At 30.3% G+C, this 17,847-nt stretch carries 22 protein-coding genes, 1 other RNA gene and 2 pseudogenes; 9 read left to right on the top strand and 16 right to left on the bottom strand.

Translation table 11 applies throughout. From position 1 onward, the window contains the following. Positions 1-717, bottom strand: a 717-nt coding sequence (locus ELQ06_RS06220; protein WP_052782326.1) for a bacteriohemerythrin, incomplete at its 3' end; no start/stop codon positions are given. A 179-nt stretch (positions 718-896) separates the two neighbouring features. Here ELQ06_RS06220 and ffs point away from each other — a divergent pair. After that, positions 897-994, top strand: an RNA gene (gene ffs / locus ELQ06_RS06225) — signal recognition particle sRNA small type. Between the two features lie 141 nt (positions 995-1,135). On the opposite strand, the gene ELQ06_RS08735 is transcribed toward ffs, so the two are convergent. Then, entirely contained in the window at positions 1,136-1,321 is a 186-nt protein-coding gene (locus ELQ06_RS08735) for a hypothetical protein (protein ID WP_009881598.1), read from the bottom strand. 265 nt (positions 1,322-1,586) lie between these two features. Here ELQ06_RS08735 and ELQ06_RS09050 point away from each other — a divergent pair. The 3 genes and pseudogenes from ELQ06_RS09050 (at position 1,587) to ELQ06_RS08750 (ending at position 2,540) form a co-directional block, all read left to right on the top strand. Then, positions 1,587-1,921: pseudogene (locus ELQ06_RS09050) on the top strand (anion permease). Next, positions 1,873-2,172 (top strand): anion permease, encoded by a 300-nt coding sequence (locus ELQ06_RS09055; protein WP_052797989.1) that lies wholly within the window; start codon positions 1,873-1,875, stop codon positions 2,170-2,172. The pseudogene ELQ06_RS09050 and the gene ELQ06_RS09055 overlap by 49 nt, the downstream one beginning before the upstream one ends. 122 nt (positions 2,173-2,294) lie before the next feature. After that, a complete protein-coding gene (locus ELQ06_RS08750; RefSeq protein WP_032604057.1) occupies positions 2,295-2,540 on the top strand; it encodes an anion permease in 246 nt (81 codons plus the stop codon). A gap of 27 nt (positions 2,541-2,567) precedes the next feature. Here ELQ06_RS08750 and mnmA read toward each other — a convergent pair whose 3' ends face one another. From mnmA to ELQ06_RS06265, 4 genes are all read right to left on the bottom strand, one after another. Beyond that, positions 2,568-3,584 (bottom strand): tRNA 2-thiouridine(34) synthase MnmA, encoded by a 1,017-nt coding sequence (gene mnmA / locus ELQ06_RS06250; RefSeq protein ID WP_002892108.1) that lies wholly within the window; start codon positions 3,582-3,584, stop codon positions 2,568-2,570. Continuing rightward, the gene (locus tag ELQ06_RS06255; protein ID WP_052782323.1) at positions 3,584-4,189 is read right to left on the bottom strand and encodes a TIGR00730 family Rossman fold protein; all 606 of its coding nucleotides are present in this window, start codon (positions 4,187-4,189) and stop codon (positions 3,584-3,586) included. Before ELQ06_RS06255 ends, mnmA begins: the two co-directional genes overlap by 1 nt. Positions 4,190-4,310: 121 nt before the next feature. Beyond that, on the bottom strand, positions 4,311-5,081 hold the full coding sequence (locus ELQ06_RS06260) for a hypothetical protein (RefSeq protein ID WP_052797988.1): 771 nt from the start codon (positions 5,079-5,081) through the stop codon (positions 4,311-4,313). A 13-nt stretch (positions 5,082-5,094) separates the two neighbouring features. Continuing rightward, entirely contained in the window at positions 5,095-5,688 is a 594-nt protein-coding gene (locus ELQ06_RS06265) for a hypothetical protein (protein ID WP_172669346.1), read from the bottom strand. Between the two features lie 172 nt (positions 5,689-5,860). Here ELQ06_RS06265 and ELQ06_RS06270 point away from each other — a divergent pair. Then, positions 5,861-6,704 (top strand): annotated as a pseudogene (locus ELQ06_RS06270) (hypothetical protein). Continuing rightward, positions 6,689-7,288, top strand: a complete 600-nt coding sequence (locus ELQ06_RS06275; protein WP_052797987.1) for a C39 family peptidase — start codon at positions 6,689-6,691, stop codon at positions 7,286-7,288. Before ELQ06_RS06270 ends, ELQ06_RS06275 begins: the two are co-directional and overlap by 16 nt. Before the next feature lie 48 nt (positions 7,289-7,336). Here the strand turns inward: ELQ06_RS06275 and fliY are convergent, their stop codons facing one another. The 8 genes from fliY to aroQ are packed head-to-tail and all read right to left on the bottom strand — an operon-like array spanning position 7,337 to position 13,581. Continuing rightward, positions 7,337-8,179: a flagellar motor switch protein FliY gene (gene fliY, locus ELQ06_RS06280; protein WP_052797986.1), complete on the bottom strand. Its 843-nt coding sequence runs from the start codon at positions 8,177-8,179 to the stop codon at positions 7,337-7,339. Continuing rightward, positions 8,176-9,255: a flagellar motor switch protein FliM gene (gene fliM, locus ELQ06_RS06285; protein ID WP_002851710.1), complete on the bottom strand. Its 1,080-nt coding sequence runs from the start codon at positions 9,253-9,255 to the stop codon at positions 8,176-8,178. Before fliM ends, fliY begins: the two co-directional genes overlap by 4 nt. Further along, the gene (locus tag ELQ06_RS06290) at positions 9,255-9,947 is read right to left on the bottom strand and encodes an RNA polymerase sigma factor FliA (RefSeq protein ID WP_052782289.1); all 693 of its coding nucleotides are present in this window, start codon (positions 9,945-9,947) and stop codon (positions 9,255-9,257) included. The genes fliM and ELQ06_RS06290 overlap by 1 nt, the downstream gene beginning before the upstream one ends. Continuing rightward, complete coding sequence (locus ELQ06_RS06295) at positions 9,928-10,284, bottom strand: hypothetical protein (protein ID WP_044260130.1); 357 nt, start codon at positions 10,282-10,284, stop codon at positions 9,928-9,930. The genes ELQ06_RS06290 and ELQ06_RS06295 overlap by 20 nt, the downstream gene beginning before the upstream one ends. 18 nt (positions 10,285-10,302) lie before the next feature. Further along, complete coding sequence (gene flhG / locus ELQ06_RS06300) at positions 10,303-11,169, bottom strand: flagella biosynthesis ATPase FlhG (protein ID WP_052794134.1); 867 nt, start codon at positions 11,167-11,169, stop codon at positions 10,303-10,305. Beyond that, positions 11,162-12,616 carry a flagellar biosynthesis protein FlhF gene (flhF, locus tag ELQ06_RS06305; RefSeq protein ID WP_002868362.1) on the bottom strand — a complete coding sequence of 485 codons (1,455 nt, stop codon included), beginning with the start codon at positions 12,614-12,616 and terminating at the stop codon, positions 11,162-11,164. The genes flhG and flhF overlap by 8 nt, the downstream gene beginning before the upstream one ends. Before the next feature lie 9 nt (positions 12,617-12,625). Further along, on the bottom strand, positions 12,626-13,099 hold the full coding sequence (folK, locus tag ELQ06_RS06310; RefSeq protein ID WP_044260133.1) for a 2-amino-4-hydroxy-6-hydroxymethyldihydropteridine diphosphokinase: 474 nt from the start codon (positions 13,097-13,099) through the stop codon (positions 12,626-12,628). Positions 13,100-13,101: 2 nt separating this feature from the next. Then, on the bottom strand, positions 13,102-13,581 hold the full coding sequence (aroQ, locus tag ELQ06_RS06315) for a type II 3-dehydroquinate dehydratase (protein WP_002852001.1): 480 nt from the start codon (positions 13,579-13,581) through the stop codon (positions 13,102-13,104). Between the two features lie 91 nt (positions 13,582-13,672). Here aroQ and ELQ06_RS06320 point away from each other — a divergent pair, with 91 nt between their 5' ends. The 3 genes from ELQ06_RS06320 to ELQ06_RS06330 all read left to right on the top strand — a co-directional run bounded on the left by ELQ06_RS06320 (position 13,673) and on the right by ELQ06_RS06330 (position 16,897). Further along, the gene (locus ELQ06_RS06320; RefSeq protein WP_052794135.1) at positions 13,673-14,902 is read left to right on the top strand and encodes a metal-dependent hydrolase; all 1,230 of its coding nucleotides are present in this window, start codon (positions 13,673-13,675) and stop codon (positions 14,900-14,902) included. After that, positions 14,890-15,786, top strand: coding sequence for a signal peptide peptidase SppA (gene sppA / locus ELQ06_RS06325; protein ID WP_052797985.1), 897 nt, complete (start codon positions 14,890-14,892; stop codon positions 15,784-15,786). The genes ELQ06_RS06320 and sppA overlap by 13 nt, the downstream gene beginning before the upstream one ends. A 79-nt stretch (positions 15,787-15,865) precedes the next feature. After that, positions 15,866-16,897 carry a Cj0069 family protein gene (locus ELQ06_RS06330; RefSeq protein WP_052794137.1) on the top strand — a complete coding sequence of 344 codons (1,032 nt, stop codon included), beginning with the start codon at positions 15,866-15,868 and terminating at the stop codon, positions 16,895-16,897. A 243-nt stretch (positions 16,898-17,140) separates the two neighbouring features. Here the strand turns inward: ELQ06_RS06330 and ELQ06_RS08755 are convergent, their stop codons facing one another. Both ELQ06_RS08755 and ELQ06_RS08760 read right to left on the bottom strand, forming a co-directional pair. Then, a complete protein-coding gene (locus ELQ06_RS08755) occupies positions 17,141-17,491 on the bottom strand; it encodes a cation-binding protein (RefSeq protein WP_052794139.1) in 351 nt (116 codons plus the stop codon). Further along, positions 17,467-17,706 carry a hemerythrin family protein gene (locus ELQ06_RS08760; RefSeq protein WP_052794140.1) on the bottom strand — a complete coding sequence of 80 codons (240 nt, stop codon included), beginning with the start codon at positions 17,704-17,706 and terminating at the stop codon, positions 17,467-17,469. Before ELQ06_RS08760 ends, ELQ06_RS08755 begins: the two co-directional genes overlap by 25 nt. Between the last annotated feature and the right edge of the window lie 141 nt (positions 17,707-17,847).

The following is a 17,847-nucleotide window of genomic DNA, read 5'->3' on the forward strand; positions in this document are numbered from 1 at the left end:
TCCCCCCCCCATATCATTTTTTTGAGTCGTGAAATGGTGATTTTGTAGTGCATCTTCAAAAATAGCATTGAATTTTTCGAAATTTTGATTCAAATCAAAATAATCCAAATGAACTAAAATTTGTCCACATTTTTCACATTTTAAAGTATTTTCCTTGCTAACAAGTTCTTCGTGTATGGTTTGTGGAACTGCATGAGTACGTAAATAACAATTGCAAATATAATCATGAGTTTTTTCAGCTCTTAGGTCTTGTTTGATTGATTTTAGTTTTATGTATTGTTCTAAGGTATAATGGATTTCTTGAAGGTGTAGGGTTTTTTTTGTAAAATTAGCTATCCATAAATCTTCATTAGCAAAATGATCTAAAATCCAATCTTTGGTTAATATGGAAAGTTCTTGAGACATTTTTACAATATTATCTGAATGCTCTAAAAGCTCTTTAGTTTTTTCTACTAATATTTGATGAGATTTTTTATGTTCTTCAATCAAAGGAAAATCAATGCTTTCCATAAATTTTTCTTCATCTTTAAAGTGAATTTTGATGTATTGAAATAGCTTTACAAGCATTTGTTTTAAATCATTTTTGTGTTGTGTATTATTATCTTGAATGTTTAGAGCTAAATCATTTGCAAGATTGGTAATTTCAAAAATTAGTTCGTGTTGTTTGTCTAATTGCATATTTTTAATGCTAAAATCTCTACTCCATTTAACTTCCATATTTTTCCTTTTTGGATGTAATAATTATTTTTATATCGTATTTTTTGAAAATAAAATAATAATTTTACAAATGAATTTTTAAAATTCTTATAAAAACAATGGATTGATTGCAAATTTATATATTGAATCTTAACAACTCAAGGCTTTTTAAGTATATTATGATATAATTTTTAAGCCTTTTCTTAGACCTGTGCAATGCTATTTTTAAGCACCGCTTCAGGGTGGGAACACAGCAGAGCACTTGATTTTAGCGTGTGCCGCAGTTATCTGGGGAAGGGTTTTATTCATTTTAAAATTCCTATTTTTCAATTAGGCTAGCTTTTTTATAAATTAAAAATTTATTTAAAAATTATCATTTTAAGATTTATTAAAATATTAGTTAATTAGAATTTAAGCATTGCAAATTACATTACCAATATCAAAGGATAAACAATGGATAGAAAGAAAATTCCCTTGTTGGTGCTGTGTATTTAATTGCAACTGTGTTTTGGCTTGTACCTACTCCTTGTAGGTTTGGAAGATAATTCTTGCATTTTCTTGAGTTTTTTATTGCCGTGATTATGGCAGTGATTTTACAAGTAATGCCTTTTATAGCTATTGCCATAGTAGCTCTTAGTGGTATTACCACTACCCAATTGAAAATCTAAGTAAAATTTACGCCAAAGCTACTTCAAAAACTTCTACGCAACAACTTATTGATGAGACTAAAATTTCCTTTAAATACTTCAGCACTTGATTTTTTATATCAAAAGAGTATAAGATGAAAAGGTAAATACTGCTATATCAAATTTAAAATCTAAAACGGGTATAAAAGACGCTTTAAGTGGTTTTTCAAATTTTCTTATTTAGCTTATAGTTATTCTATTATTGTGGCTCGTGGAGTTATTAAAACAGGACTTGGAGAGCATTTGGCTTATCATTTTATCAGTATTTTTGGTAAAAAACCTTAGGTATTGCTTATTCTATAGCTTTTTGTGAAGCTATTTTAGCTCCAGTTACTCCTTCAAATACTGCAAGAGCAGGGGCTATCATAAATCCTATAGTTCAAGTTATTGCAAGAAGTTTTAAATCTACTCCTGAAGATGGAACACAAAATAAAATAGGCACTTATCTTTCTTTGGTAAATTATCAAGAGCCAATCCTATTTCATCAGCTATGTTTATTACAGCTACAGCTCCAAATCCTTTGGTGGTTGATCTTATAGCACAAGCTACAAATTTAGAAGTGCATTTAACTTGGGGACAATGGGCTTTAGGGATGTTTTTACCCGGTATAGCTGCTATGCTTTTGATGCCTTTGGTGTTTTATTTTCTTTCTCCGCTAGAAATTAAATCCACGCCTAATGCTTCCGCTTTTGCTAAAGATAAATTAAAAGAACTTGGAAAAATGAAAAATAGTGAAAAAATCATGCTCAGTGTTTTTGTCTTGCTTTTGCTTTTATGGGCTGAAGCTTAAGGTGAATTTGCTTCTACTATGGGACTTGGGGAAATTTCTATTATGATATTTTTAAGCCTTGCTTTTTTTATATACACACTATTTCTTTGCTTCCATTACAGCTCATATATCAGCAATGTTTTTTGTTTTTTATAGTGCAGCTTGCCTTAGGAGCACCACCACTTTTTTATGCTTTTATTATGATAGCTTCAGGTAATGTTATGATGGCATTAACTCACTATGCAACAGGAACAGCTCCTGTTATTTTTGGAACGGGCTATGTAACTCTTAAAAAATGGTGGAGTATAGGTTTTGTGATTTCCATAGTTGATATAGTGGTGATGATAGCTGTTGGGCTTTTTTGGTGGAAAATTTTAGGATTTTATTAATAATTTCTAGGAATTAATTCCTAGAAATTATTCTATAAAACCGCTTGCTATGACTTTATCATGATCATAAAAGACTGCCATTTGTCCGCTAGCAAGTCCATAAACAGGATCTTTTAGAGTGATTTTTGCGCTTTTATCTTCATAAATTTCTACCTTACAAGGTGTAGATTTTGAACGATAGCGGATTTTTACTTCGCAATCAAGCTCTTTAGCGTCTATAAAAAGATTGATATTTTTTAGGTTAAATTCACTGATTTTAAGTTCTTCTTTGGTTCCTACGATGATTTGGTTTTGCTTAGGATTGATTTTTAAAACAAAATGCGGCTCATGCGCCCCACGTACCTCAAAGCCTCTTCTTTTGCCTATGGTATAGTGCATATAGCCCTCATGTTTGCCTACTACTTTTCCGCTACTATCTAATACTTCTCCAGGAATTTTTGTATCCATAAACTGATCTAAAACTTGCACATAAGTATCTTCAACAAAGCAAATTTCAGAACTTTCCTTTTGGGTGGCAAAAGATTTTAAAACCTCTATAGTGGAAGCAAATTTTTTCACATCTTCTTTTTTCATTTCGCCTAGCGGAAAAATAAGATATTTTAAAGCTTCTTTATCTGCACTGGCCAAAAAATAGCTTTGATCCTTGCTTTCATCTACTGCGGTTTTTATTAAGTTGTTTTCAAGTCTTGCATAATGCCCTGTGGCAAGTTTTTCACAACCTAAACTTTTAGCAAATTCTAAAAGTTTTCCAAGTTTGATAAAACGGTTACATAAAGCGCAAGGATTTGGTGTTTTACCCTCTTTATAAGTATCCACAAAAGGCATGTAAACTTTGTTTTTAAAATCTTCTTGTAAGTCTAAAATATGATAAGGAATTTGCAAAAAATTTGCAACTTTTTCTACTTTTTTGATATTTTCTTCATGGTAATTTGGTTTGCCATGAAGCTTCATATAACAACCTATAACTTCATGACCTAAATTTTTAAGTTTATAAGCAGTTACTGTGCTATCGACCCCACCGCTCATAGCGACTAGAATTTTCATTAAATTTCCTTTAAAGTATTAATTATAAAATCCAAGTCGTCAGTGATTTTATACTTTAACTCATCTCCTTTAGAAATCACTTCAAGTTTGAGTAAAGAATTTCTGACGAACTCATCAAAACCTCGCCAAAATTCACTCCCAAACAAAATAATAGGAACATCTTTTTTAAATTCTAATTGTTTTAATGTAAGAATTTCACACAATTCATCAAGTGTTCCAAAGCCGCCTGGGAAAATCACAAAAGCTAGACTCTTTTCAATAAGAGCCATTTTGCGTATGGCTAAGCTCTCAAAGGTTATATTGTATTCCACAAAATCATTTAGCTTTTGCTCATGAGGCAAAAGTATATTAAAGCCTACTGATTTTATAGAATTTGCATTGTTTTTGCATTCAAATGCGCCTGCATTGGCTGCGCGCATAATGCCACCACCTCCGCCGCTAATAACACAAAAGCCATTTTCTACACATAAATTGGCTAATTTTTTGGCTTGTGCAAAATAAAAATTACCTTCTTTTAATCTTGCAGAACCAAAAAAAGTTACGGCATTTTTTAGGTTTGGTATGTTAGCAAATTTTTCTAAATCTTGGCTTATTTTTTCATTCATTTTGCAACCTTTAGTTAAGATAAATTCCATTCTAGCTAAAAATTTATAATAAGTTCTTTATTGTATAAGTTTTTAATAGATTTATTTTATTAAGATTAGGAATTTAAAGACTTTTAAATCCTTAAGCTTTAATATCTATACTTTTTTGTGCAGTATTTTGAGAAATAATTTTGTTAAATTCTCCTGTATCATCATCGCTAAATTTCATACCAAAAAGAAGTTCTAATTCTTTACTTGTGCTAAATTTACCTTCTAATAGTTTTTTTACAAGATCATTTCTTGTATTATCATCTTTATAAGTTTCTTTGTTTTTACTTTCTGCTTGTATAGGTTTAAAAGTTTCTTTGTTTTCTTGTATGCTAGTATCATTATTATCATTAAGTAACATTTTATCGCCCATAGCTATTTCAAATTCTTTTACAAACTCATCGTGTCTTTGTTTAAAATCAAGATATTTAGTTTTAAATTCCTCTAGAGTTAAATCTTCTTGCATAAGATTATTAAATTCTTTTCTAAAATTAGATGCTTTTTTAGTAATATCAGATCCAAGATTAAACATTTGAGAGTAAGAGGAAAAGTTCATCAATTTAATATCTTCATCTTTTATATCCCAACTATTATAATCTTTACCAAGATTTTTAAGTGAAGATTTTTCTATTTTATTTGGATCTTTTAAAGCATTTGACTTCATAAAGTTATTAAATTTTTTCATATCTTTTTTGCTAATACTTTTATCAAGTCCGAATATTTTAGAATTAAATTCAAATTTTTCCCCACGATAAATAGAATTTTCAGTCATTGTATTATTTGAAAATTTTTCATCTTCTTTCTTATTATTTAAATTTAAGATAGTGTGATGATGATTTAAATTGAAATTTATACCGTTTATCATTAACTTATCCTTTTTATTTTATAGAATAACCACCAAGAGCTAATTCCATATCATTCTTATATTTTGAACTTATTTCTTTAATTACTTTGTAATTGTTTAAAACAGTGCTCGATTTTACTCTATACCAACTACCTAATTGTTCGTTAATAACAGCTACACCATAGGAGAAATATACAAATCTTTTTCCTAAATTAGAAACACCAATATTTCTTTTTACAGTATATCCAATAAAATTGTGATAAGGATCATTTCCTACTATACTCATAGTTTCCAAAAGTCTTTGTTGATTTGTGTATGTATGTTTTCCATTAACTAAGCAATTTGTGGTATCTATACCGCACATTCCACCAAATCGGACAAGCCCTTCTCTATTCCAATAATATTGATCTCCGTTACTATCTTGAAATAAGGTTAATTCTGAAGTCCAACTAGGCTTAGCAAAAGCTAAAAGCTCATTATTCCCAACTAGCTTAAAGCTAGTTTGATACCCACCCTTAACTTGTTTCATCTCATCTAAATTAAGAGCTTTAACCCCTTGAGAATTATCACTTAAAGCACCATTACTAACTTTAGCTAAAAAATCCCCAGCAAAAGCAGAACTAGCCAACAAAGAACCTAAAATCAATGAACTTGCTAATTTTTTAAATACAATTTTTCCTTATTTAATTATTTTTACTCTTTATTTGAATAATATCACAAATTATATATTAAAATCAAATTTTTTTATTTGGAACATTCATTGCTTTTAAAAAAATTTGAAAATATTTAGAAAGGCAACAATGAAAAAGATTTATTTAGTATTTCTGGTGTGTTTTTGCTAGTGATGAGCTAAATATAGACAGTTTATTTAAAAAGCAAATAGGCTTAAGAAGCATTACAAGCTTTTCTTTGCTTAGCACAGGAAATGCAAACTCGTATTCTCTTTATCCTAATATAACAATAGGCGGAGATCCTACAATTTGGAATGATACAAAGCAAGTGTTTTTAACTCAAACTTTCATTTATACCCTAACACCTAAGTTTGACATACTTATTTCAGGGGGCGGAAGTTATGCAAGAGCTGAATATACAAACTTTTTTACAAATGAGTATTCTAGTAAAAACAGAATAGGTTTTGATAGTTTATGGCTAGGTTTTATTGATACAGGCGATAGCATTGCAGATTTAATTCCACAAATTACCTTTCAAACTGCAGTCGTTCAAAGAGAAAAAGCAATCAATCAAACCAAAAACTTTTATCTAAAATCACAAAGCTTACAAGCTAGTTTAAGGGGATATAGCGATCCTGTGGTTTATAGTATTTATACAGGATTTGGTTATAATCAATCAAGAAAATTTAAAACCCTTAAAATAGAGTATGGAAATAGTATTTATGTGGGTGGGGATTTATCTATTATTCTAAGTCCTAAAATTACTTTAGATTTAGGAGCAGAGCAAAGATTTCAAATGAAACAAAAAATTAATGGTTATCAAAATTCTGAAGTGCGTTCTATTCCAACTTTAAGTTTAGGTTCTACTTATAGCATTAATTCAGATACCGCAGTTTCTGTTAATGCTAGTTTTGGAGGAAGCTCTGCTTCTCCTGATAGCATATTTGGGATAAGCTTATGGAAAAAATTCTAAAAATTTTATTATTTTTACCCATTCTTGCTTTGAGTACAAAAGCCGAATGGGTAGTTAAGTCTTATCAAGAAATTAAAAACGAAAGAGTAATAAGACAAACTTATGAAGAGTCTTGTGGTGCTTCATCTTTAGCAACTTTACTTAATATACTTGATGATCAAAAAAAGTTTGATGAACTTGAACTTTTAAAGATTATGAGCGGACAAGAACTTTATACGGATATGGTAAGCTTTGCAGATTTAAACGATGCAGTTAAAAAACTAGGCTATGAAAGCAATTCATATCAAATCAATAGAGAAAACTTGGATAAACTTGTAAATATTCCAATGCTTGTAAAAATTGAAGATGATCCACGCTTTCCACATTTTGTTATAATTATCAATCATAAAGGTAATTATTTACAAATACTTGATCCAAGCCATGGAGAATATATAAGTTCTAAAAGTCAATTTTTTAGCATTTGGGATAGATATAATAAAGGTGGTTATGCTTTAATTATCGCTCCTAAAAAAGAGCTAAAACCTTTTAAGTTAAACACTCCAAAATCTTTACATTTTGATTTCAGCCCTTTTAGTTTGTTTTAGTTTTAATTCGTTTATATTTATTATTCTTAATTTGTAGGCTAAAACTTTTTATCTTAGTTGTTCTAATCTTTCTTTTTTAGAACCAATTTCTGTAATTTGAACGCCGAAGTTACCATCGACAATTACTACCTCGCCATAAGCAATTCTTTTATCCCCAATTAAAATTTCAAGCGGATCGTTTGCAAGTTGATTAAGCTCCACAACTGAGCCTATATCCATAGTTAAAACATCTTTTAAAAGCATTTTTTTATTGCCTATACGCACACGAACAGGCAAACGCACATCCATGATAAGATTGATATTTTTAAGCTCTTCGCTAAGCATTACCGCTTTTTCTTCAGTATTGTGATTAGAATCAGTGCTTGTATTTCCTGTTTCAGCTGGTTTTCCACTTAAAATGTCATAGAGTGTTTGATCCATGGCTAAAGAAACTTGTTCTTCTAAATCATTTATTTTTACATCATATAAAAATAATTTTTTAAAATCTTTAAAATCTACACTTTCAGGCACAAATTCACAAGATTCTATGCTAAAATCCATTTTTGGAATGTCTTTTTGGGCTCCTAAGGTTGTAGAAAATGCTGAAACGATATTTTGGATGGCTTCTTTAGCTGCATCCATTTCATCAGGACCTAGTTTATCGTTTTTGGTGATCTCTTCTTCACCCATCATCCATTCACCAATAGCACTCATTAAAACAGCACCGGCTAAAATTCCTATTTTTCCTCCATTTGCTATATTAAATATAGCATACACTAAAGGTGCTTTTAAAGTATCGCTTGTATTGACATCAAATTCTTTATATTCGCTAAATTCAGCACTTTTTCCTGTTAAACCTTCAATAGTGCTGATGCATTCATTTGTAAACATTTTTAAAAAATCATTGATCATATTTCTTCATCCTCCTCTTCAGGCTCATCATAAACACTGGCTTTAGCTTTACGCTCTTCTTCGTATTTTTCCAAAATTTCTTTGATTTCATCTTTATCTGTGCGTATAAGTTCTAAAATTTTAATAGATTTTCTAAAACGATGCAATCCAATTTGTGCTAAGAAAACATCTTTTTTATCGATACTTACTATAGCTTTATCGTCTGCTTCTCTATCAAGCCTTAAAATATCGCCTTGTTTAAGTTCTAAAAATTCATGAACATTAATTAAGGTTTTTCCTAAAATTGCCTCATATACCACTTCAGCACGACCGATTAAAGTTTTAAGCTCTTTGTTGCGTGATTTTTTGGCCGAAGTTTCACCCATCATAATATCACGGTTTGCTAAACGGCTTAATATACTTTCTAAATGTACTACAGGATAGCAGATATTTACCATTCCGCTTGAATTTCCTATGATGATTTCCATTACCACCATGATAACAATCTCATTTTGAGATACGATTTGTACAACATTTGGACTTGATTCTTTAGCTTCAATACTAGGATAAATTTCAGTTACAGTAGCCCAGCTTTCTTTAAGTCTTTGCATAATGATACGCAAAATAGAATCAAGCAAATTAAGCTCAATATCCGTAAGCTCACGCGAAGCTTCATAGCTATCACCTTGTCCGCCCAAAAGTCTATCTATCATAGGAAAAGCTATGCTTGGATTGATTTCTAAAACACAGTTTCCATCTAAGGGTTTGATAGAAAAAACGTTAAAGCTTGTTGGACTTGGTAAAGACATTAAAAATTCTCCATAAGTCATTTGATCGACTGAATGAAGTTTAGTTTCAACAATACTTCTCATCATCGATGAAATTTGAGAGGCTAAATTTCTTGCTAATTTATCATGTATGCCTTTGATTGTCCTAAGTTGTTCTTTTGAGACTCTGTTGGGACGCTTAAAATCATATACAACGATATTTCTTTCATCTTTTTCATCTTTTGAATTTGAGGCTATGGGTGTATCAGTATTGTCATCGACAACTTCAAGTAGAGCATCAATTTCTTCTTGGGAGAGTATCTCAGCCATTACGCTAGCCTTTCTCTAAGTTTTTTAAGAAGTTTTTTATGAATTTGTGAAATTCTACTTTCACTGATTTGTAAAATTTCACTGATTTCTTTTAAGCTTAATTCTTCATAATAATAAAGCTGGATGATTAGCTGATCACGTTCTTTAAGATCGTCTAATACTTCATGAATTTTATCCAAAAGTTCTTCTTTTTCAATTTTTTCTAAAGTATTGTCTTCGTTATAAAGTTCGATTTGCTCATCGATGGGCAAAGTATAACTAATAGCATGAGCCGCTCTTACTTCTTTGATTTTTTCTACATCCAAGTCAAGTTTTTTGGCTAGATACTCATCATCGGGTTCGCATTCATGTTCTAAAAAATATTCATCCATGATTGCATCAATATCTTTAATAATTTTACGATTATTTCGACTCATTATATCAAGACTTCTAAGATAATCAAGCATAGAACCATTAACTCTTTTTCTTGCAAAACCCCAAAAACTGTCATTTTGCTCTTTATCGTAACGACGCGAAAGTTTGATCATTTCTTCAACACCTATGCTGATAAGATCATTAACATCTATACTTGAAGGCAAGCGTTCTTTTAATCTAAAAGCCATAGCACGCAGAGCTGGCATATAAGAAAGTACAAGTTCATCTTGTTCTTTCTTTAGCATTTGTGCATAAGCTTTAGGCGGCTCTTTTAGCATTTTTTCGTCTTTCTTTGGATTCATTTTTCTTTAGCTCTTCTCTTTCCTCATTGAGCTTTTCTAAAATTATATCCATTTTCTTTTCACGAATAACTAAATCATTAATGATATTATTACTAGTTTTTTCATAATCGTGTTTATTAAAGATTCTGCCACTAATTTTCTTTACATCTATAAAATTCATAATAGCAATATGAATAAAAACATAAAACATAAAAGTAATAAAACAAGTAAAAATCACTATATCAAAAGCTTCATCTATGCTAATAACGCTAAATGCAAGCCCTATAAAAAATCCACAAACAGTAAAAAAAGCTACGTAATTTTCTGGCCTCATAATTTCTTCTCTTTATTGCTAAAATCTTTCAATAATTTTTCTAAAAAAACTTGAAAAGCTACGATTTGAAACATTATCAAGCACTTTCTGTTCCAATCTATATAAAAGCTTGGAAGCTAGGGTTTTAAGCTCATCGGTTGAGGTTGTGTTTTCATCGCTAAATAAAGTTCTTTTTTTAATACTACCACTTACATCTTTAGAAGCACTTAAATGACCTAAGAATTCTAAATTTAAAGGATTTTTAATGTTTGCATCTGCAACTTTTTTAATATTTTCAAACACTTTTAAAGCTTCATTTTCGTTTTTTACAACATTAAAGAGCATTAATAAATTTTCTTTTGTCTTAGAAGTTGTTTTTATGGTTGCATACGCATCGGTAATTGCTGCAGGATCAGGAACAGTTACTACTATAACTTCATCAGCCATTTCTAAAAAATTTAAAATATTTCCACCAATGCCTGCTCCTGTATCGATAATAAGAAAATCAAGTTCATCTAAAATACTTGCTTGATTTAAAAATCTCTCGTAAATATTTTTATCATTATATTTTAAAATCTCATCTCCACTTTCGCCTGGGATGAGCCATAAATTTGGCTTAACTTCTATTAAAATATCTTCCAAGGAGCATTCTCCGCGTAAAACATGCAAGAGATTTTTTTGTATGCGTATATTTAAAATGACATCCAAATTTGCCAAGCCAATATCAGCATCAAAAAGCCCAACTTTATAGCCATTATTTGCTAAAACATTGGCTAGATTTGCGCTAATCGTACTTTTTCCAACGCCACCTTTTCCACTTGTAATAGCTATAAAATGAGTGTTTTGGGATTTTTTGGTTCCATTTTGACTCATGAGATTGCGAAGTTTATTTGCTTGGTTATTCATTATTTTTTCCTTTGTTAAACCCTTCTAAAATACAATGAACTAGAAAATCACTATTGGCTACTTCTAAATCATCTGGCACTTCTTGTCCTATAGAGAAAAAGCTTAGAGGAATATTTGTTTCATAAACAAGAGAGAAGATATTTCCAAAAACCTTTGTTTCATCAAATTTAGTAATAATCAAAGTATCAATATTTAAGAATGAAAAATTTTTATAAATTTCCATTAAATCTTCATGTTTGGTGTTTGCAGAAACCACTAAATTTACATCAATTTCTGCATTTGAGTGCATTAAAAATTCTTTAGTTTTAGCAAGTTTGCTTTGATCGTATTGTGAATTTCCTATAGTATCAACTAAAATTACTTCGCAATTATTTAAGCTTTTTATCGCTTCATCTAAATCCTTTGGTTCTATGCTATCAATAATAGGAAGTTTCATCATTTTTGCATACTGAAAAAGTTGCTCAACCGCACCGATTCTATAAGTATCAAGCGTAATAATACCTGTTTTATAACGCTTATCTCCATAAGCATAGCGAAAAGCTAACTTAGCTAAGGTTGTTGTTTTTCCGACTCCTGTTGGGCCTACTAGCATCATGATTTTTTGTTTTTTTATATCGCTTTCAACACGACAAGGCAAGATATTTCTTAAAAGTGAGTGAAAATATCTTTGAACCGCATCTTTGTTGGTTTTCATAGCAGCTGGCATATTTTCTATAGTTGCTTTCATAATCGCTTCTAGATGATTTTCAAGCATTCCACTTTCTTTGGCTTGTTTATAAATACTTGCAAATTCAGGAGGTATCATAAGATTTTTTCTAGCTTCAGCTTTATCGTCCCACATCATATCTGCAAGAAGATCTATTTTATCATTAAGCTTGTTGATTTGTTTTTCAAATTGCTTTTCAAAATTTTCTATTTTTTTATTATAATTTGGATTAGGGGTGTAATTTTCTAAAGGTGTGTTTGTGACTTTAGAAATTTCATTGCTAACTTCACTTAGTTTTTCTTTGAAATCATCAAAGCCTAGAGTCTTATTTTGATGAGGGTTGATTTTGTTTTGTGGAAAATCTTGATAGGTTTTTTTAGTTAAGTCATTGTTTTTTACAGTGTTTAAATTTGTATTTAAGCGAGTGTTTGAGAAATCCAAGACTACATCTTCATCTTCTTGAGGGATTTGAGATCTAATTTTTTCTTCTGCAAGAGAGGTAGAAGATGGTTTTGGCGAGCTTTTTTTTGCAGGTAAAGATTTTCCTTGTTTTTTTAAGTGTTCTTCATAGTCGCTTTCTTCTATGGCTACCATAACCTCATAAAGCGCACTGCGATTTAAGGTTTTAGGACGAATTTGTTTATTTGTTATAATTAAAGCTTTATCTCCGTAATCTTCTTTTACTTTGGGTATAATTTGTTCTGTATCTTCAACAGTAAAAGTATGTATAAGTTGTCCCATTTATATTCCTTATATCATGCCTAAAGGCAAAATTACACTCACTCTTTCTTTAGCCCCTTTATGAGGCACCTCACACCACTTATCACGCTTGACTTTTTGTGAAAAGTATAAAAGATCTAAATCAAGCGTTCTAGGAGCGTTTTTGAAAGTTCTCTTGCGTTTAAATTTTACTTCATAGTAAAGCAAAACTTTCAAAAGTGCTCGTGCATGCAAATTAGTTTGTATCAACATAACAGCATTGGTAAAATCTTTTTGCTCTTTAAAACCAAAGGCTTCATTTATCAACATAGGAGATGTGGATAAAATTTTAAATCTTTTATCATCCATCATTACTCGAAAAAGCATATTAAATCTTTTTTTTTCGGGCTCTATATTGCTTCCTAAGCCTATAAGAGCTAAATATTTAAAAGATCGTATATTTTGACTAAAAAAAGGAAAAAAACGACTTTTTTCAAAGTATTTTACTCCTTGAATTTTTAGCATTATTATTTATTCGTTTGTTGTGCTTGTTGCATCGCGCGCAAATTTTTTATTTGTTCGCAAATTTGAATTATACCCATTAAAGCCAAGTGATAGCCAAAAGGACCAAAACCAACAATAGTTCCAGAACATACAGGCGCTATAAGACTTTTTTGACGAAATTCTTCTCTGCGATAAACATTGCTAATATGTACTTCAATTGTAGGCAAAGCTACTGCTGCAATAGCATCGCGAATAGCTACTGAAGTATGAGTATAGCCTGCTGCATTGATAATAATTCCATCAACTGTTCCAAGGCATTCTTGAATTTTATCTACGATTTCACCTTCAAAATTACTTTGGAAAAAGTCAAGTTCTACATTATTTTGCGATGCTGCAAGTTTCATTTGCTCGTGAATTTCTTCCATTTTCATAGCACCATAAATTCCCACTTCTCTTACGCCAAGCATATTAACATTTGGGCCTTGGATAATCATTATTTTCATGGATTTAACCTTAAAAATTTATTTTTTAACCTTTTATTATAACATTTTAAAAATAAATTTTTGCTACAATGTAATTTTTGAAAGGAAAATCGTGTTTATAGTTGCTGCAAGATATCTTTTTTTATGCGATGAAGATTTTACGATACTAGAAAATCAAGCCTTTGTTTTTGAAGATAAAATTTTAGAATTGGGTGAATTGGATAATTTAAGAAAAAAATATCCCAAGGCTAAAATCATCAAAACACCTAAAAATTCGGTTATTTTACCTGCTTTTATAAATCCTCACACGCACTTAGAATTTAGTGCAAATTCAACAACTTTACATTTTGGAGAATTTTTAATTTGGCTTAAAAGTGTTATAAATTCTCGTTCCATATTAAATGCACAGGCCAAAGAAGAATTAATACTTCAAAGCATTAAAAAAATGCAAAAAAGCGGTATAGGCACTATAGGTGAAATTTCAAGTTTTGGGAGTGATTTAGATTCTTGCTTAAAGGCTAGTCAAAAGGGTATACGTGTAATATTTTTTAATGAAATTTTGGGTACAAATGAAAATCAAGTTGAAGATAGAAAACAAGAATTTTTAAAAAGATTTGAAAATTCTTTGAAATTTAAAAATGATTTTTTTATTCCGGCAATTTCGATTCATTCTCCTTATTCAACTCATCCTAGTTTGGCTCATTTTGCTCTTGATTTAGCTAAAAAGCAAAATTTACTAGCTAGTACGCATTTTTTAGAAAGTAAGGCTGAAAATATCTGGCTTAGAGAGTCTAAAGGGGGTTTTAAAAAATGGCTTGAAAATTTCACACTTCATCCTAAGCCTCTTTATACACCAAAGGATTTTGTTAAACTTTTTAAAGGAGTAAGGACTCTTTTTACGCATTGTGTTTATCTAAAAGAATATGAATGGTTAGATAAAAATTTACATTCTATTACACATTGTGCATTTTCAAATCGCCTTTTAAGTCAAAAAAGCTTAGATTTAAAAACGGCTTTAAAAAGTGGATTAAATATCCATTTAGGAACCGATGGACTTAGCTCAAATATTTCGTTGTCTTTGCTAGATGAAATGCGCGCGAATTTGCTTATACATAAAAATTTTGATTTATTAGAGTTAGCCTCTAAACTTTTGCAAATGGCAACGCTTTATCCTGCAAGGGCTTTAAATTTAAATTTAGGAGAGCTTAAAAAAGGTAAAATTGCTGATTTTAGCGTATTTGAGCTAGGAGAATGTGATAAAAAGCAAGCTCCTTTGCAGTTTATTTTAAACGCCAAGGAAGTAGATAAATTATTTATAAAAGGAAAAGAATGCAAATTTTAAAATCATTTTTTAAGGCTTTAGGATGTGGTATAAAATTTATCAATACTTATTTTAAAACCTTTGTTTTATTGTTGATTGTTATATGGATTTTAATGCCTAGTGCAAATTCAAGCTCTAATCTTGCAAATTTAGAACGCATTGATTTAAAGGGTGAAATTTTTGACAGCTCTGCGGTTTTGGAAAAAATTATCAATGCTAAAAATGATAGCAATATCAAAGGAGTGCTTTTTGTTATAGACTCTCCTGGTGGAGCTTTTGCTCCTAGTATGGAACTAGCTCTAGCTATAGAGGATTTAAAAATTGAAAAGCCTGTGCTTGTTTATGCAAGTGGAACTATGGCAAGTGGAAGTTATTTAGCAGGAGTTGGAGCAAATAAAATTTTAGCCAATCCGGCAAGCTTTATAGGCTCTATCGGTGTGATTATGCAAGGAGCTGATTTAAGTGGATTGGCTAATAAACTTGGTATTAAAGAACAAACTATTCAAGCGGGTGAATTTAAAAGTGCTGGAACTTTTGCAAGAGCTTGGAATGAGAATGAAAGAAATTTTTTACAGGGTTTAATTGATCAAAGTTATGATCTTTTTACAGGTTTTGTTGCCAAGGAAAGAGCATTAGATCTTAACAAAAAAGATCAATGGGCAAATGCAAGAGTGTTTTTAGCTGCCAAGGCTAAGGAGCTTGGTCTTATAGATGAGCTTAGTAATTATGAAAATGCTAAAAAGGAGCTTGAAAAACTTGCTAATGTTTCAAATCCTGTTTGGAAAGAAGAAGATAAGATTGATAAATTTCTTAACCGCCTAGAAGGACAAGCATCAAGCTTGATAAGTAAAAGCTTAATTGAAATCGCTTATAAGACTAATAGCAGTTTTATAAATGCTAGATAAAATATATAAATATTTTTATTTAATTTTTGCAATATGTTTACGCAATAATTATTTATATCTTAGATAAGGAGTAAAAATAATGAAAAAAAATATTGTTTTTTTCGAAGTTAAAGGTGGGAGTGATAAAGGTGAAGATGGTTATAGAAAAGATACCATGCCTATGGTAAATGCCTTAAAAGCTAAGGGTTGGAATGCTGAGGTGATTTTTTTTGAAGTGGGTAAAAAAGATGAAATTTACAAATATGTAAAAGAAAATTTTGATGGTTATGTTTCTCGCATCAATCCTGGTAATCTTAAAGAAGAAAATGAGTATTTTGATATGTTAAGAAAACTTTGTGCCGACAAGCTTGTAGGTATGCCTCATCCTGATGCTATGATAGGTTATGGCGCTAAAGATGCACTTACAAAATTAGCAGACACTGATCTTGTTCCAAGCGATACTTATGCTTACTATGATATTAAGACTTTTAAAGAAAATTTTCCAAAAAGTTTGGCTAAAGGTGAAAGGGTTTTAAAACAAAATCGTGGCTCTACAGGAGAGGGAATTTGGCGTGTGAGTGTAGAGGGTAATGTTAGTGGAGATAGTTTGCCTTTAAACACAAAAATCAAATGTACAGAAGCTAAGGATAATCATGTAGAACATAGAGAGCTTGGGGAATTTATGGATTTTTGCGAGCAATATATTATAGGTGATAATGGTATGCTTGTGGATATGACTTTTTTACCGCGCATTAAAGAAGGTGAAATCAGACTTTTAATGCTTTATAACACCCCTGTAAATGTAGTGCATAAAAAACCAGCCGAAGATGCCGATGCTTTTTCTGCTACGCTTTTTAGTGGGGCAAAATATCGCTATGATAAGCCAGAAGATTGGAAAACTTTGGTGGATATGTTTTTAGGCGAGCTTCCTAAGGTAAGGGAAAAATTAGGCAATTACGACTTACCATTGATTTGGACGGCTGATTTTATTTTAGATATTGATGAAAAGGGCAATGATAAATATGTTTTAGGCGAGATTAATTGTTCTTGTGTAGGCTTTACTTCTCATTTAGAACTTGCTGATGAAGTAGCTTCAAATATTATTAATATTGTAAGTAAAACTAAGGCTTAGTCTTTAGTTTAATGTCCATTTTATTATTGCAAAATGGACATTCTTTTTCTATTGTTTTTAAGTTTGAGCTATATTCTATCGGGAAAAAATTTTCACAAAATGAGCATTTTGTATCTTTGGTTAGTATAGGATAGGAATAGTCAAATTTATCCAAAATAAAATATTTTATTTTTTTTATCCATTAAATTTCCTTCTTTGTCTAACTTATACTTTAATTTATTATTTTAACGCATAAATAGTTAATTAGAAATTTGATGAATATTTTTTATAAAACTGTATGACTTCTTTGCATTTTTTACATTTAAATTTTACGCCCTTAAGTTGAATTTTTTGATAAATTCCAAATGGTACATCATGCATTTGTTCTACGCATTCGCATGTATAAAGATAAACTGTATTTTCATCATCTTTTTCTTCTTTGACTTCTTCAAAGCTTACTTCCCCATCATCTTCAGAAGTTAAAGAAGATCTTCTGTATTGTTCAACTTTCATATCTTTATAGAGTATATGTTCTAAAAGCCATTTTTTAGAAACTGTGTAAAGCTTCTCTTTTAAATCATTAGTGGTTTTTATGTTTTGTATAAGATAAGACATATCACGAATGATATTTTATGCATGATTTTGTGTTCATTTAAATAAGGATAATGAATTTCTTGCATATAATCTTCTTCATTACTAAAATGTTCTTTCATATAGTTAAAAAGTTCTGTTAAAATTTCTTTGAGTTCTTCTCGTTTTGCAAATTTATAAACAGCACTTTCAACCTTGCTTGCAAGTTCAAAAAGTTTTTGGTGTTGAATGTCAATCATTGTGTCATGAATACTGTATTTTTCATTCCAAGTTGGAATTAGTTTTATCTAAAAGCACCTTCTTTAATTTTTGTATTTAAAATTAATTTAATATATTTGAGTGAAATATTATTAATTAGAAATTATTTATTTTATTTATAT

The organism is Campylobacter sp. CH246, assembly GCF_004378835.1.
In the GTDB taxonomy this organism is placed as follows: domain Bacteria; phylum Campylobacterota; class Campylobacteria; order Campylobacterales; family Campylobacteraceae; genus Campylobacter_D; species Campylobacter_D jejuni.